Source organism: Vibrio sp. Vb1026 (assembly GCF_033338745.1).
GTDB classification, from domain to species: domain Bacteria; phylum Pseudomonadota; class Gammaproteobacteria; order Enterobacterales; family Vibrionaceae; genus Vibrio; species Vibrio alginolyticus.
In genome coordinates, this window is record NZ_JAWOTH010000166.1 from 1 (window position 1) to 1,116 (window position 1,116).

At 46.4% G+C, this 1,116-nt stretch carries 1 protein-coding gene and 1 pseudogene; both read right to left on the bottom strand.

What is annotated here, in order from left to right:
- Nucleotides 1-720: BatD family protein (locus R7E47_RS25020; protein ID WP_318085484.1), on the bottom strand; the 720-nt coding region annotated here is incomplete at its 3' end.
- Between the two features lie 4 nt (nucleotides 721-724).
- Nucleotides 725-1,116: pseudogene (locus R7E47_RS25025) on the bottom strand (hypothetical protein); the annotation flags it as partial.

Here is a 1,116-nt window from a genome sequence, read left to right on the forward strand (position 1 = left end):
CATGATCTTGGTTGAGCCCGTCAGACTATCGCCATAGATATAAGATCCAGTCAGTTGTGGGCCAAGGAGCGTGAATGTTCCCGGTTGTTCTGCGGTTAAGCGGAAAGATTGCTCCACCACTGTCACTTCAAGCCCAGAAATGACTCGCTGCCCTTGTTGTATTTCACCAACAGGTTCGAGCTTCATGCCTTCAATACGTGGTGGCACAACTTGTGGGTTGTCTAAACGGCGAGTGTCGGCCTTGATGATCAGTTGCATGCGTAAATTCGCAGATTGCTGCGGATATAGCGTATGGTTATCGACACTCATATTGAAGCTGAACAAATCATCCAGATCGGGTGCCGATTTGTTCGCCGTGACTTTTAGCTGAATTGGCTCGGTTTTCATGCCATCGGCCGAAAAACTCGGGATCGTAATTATCCCTTCTTTCATTGGCGCTATAGAAATGCTCCATTCTGTGCGCTGATATTTTCGACCATTGATGTTGTTACTCGAACGCCCGTAGCGAGGCTGTCCTAGGAAGAAGTCTTTTTCCAATACGCTGAAGTCGATGGCGTCGGACGCCACTTCTGAGTCTGCCATTATCCGTAGGTTGATGACTTCATTTTTAGCCACTTCAGTTTTGTTGACACTTGCCTGGAGGCTTTGTGCCATCACCGAGAAACTAGATAACAGGCTGGCCACAAGAATAAAGACCAGATGTACGCCTTTTTTCATCACGGGCTTACCACTCCTTCTGAGATTGTTGTGGACGTTGTTTTTGTTGAGCTTGCAACTGCATTTGTGCACGAATCAAAAAGCTTGGATCTCGAGCACTTTCGACAGCTTCTAGGCGGCGGAATTCAGGATCATCCTGAGGTGTTTTTTCTGGTTGGGCTTGCGCTTGCATAGGTTCACCTTTTTTGTGCTCACCTTTCTTTTCTACTTCCGTTTCGGCCTTTTGCTGCTTAGCTTTGTGTTCGGATTCTTGTTTTTCTTTTTATTTTCAACGTCTTGTTGATTTTGTGACTGCCGTCCTTGATCTTGTTTAGTACTATTCTGAGACTTTTGTTGCTGTTGCTGTTGCTGTTGCTGTTGCTGTTGCTGTTGCTGTTGCTGTTGCTGTTGCTGTTGCTG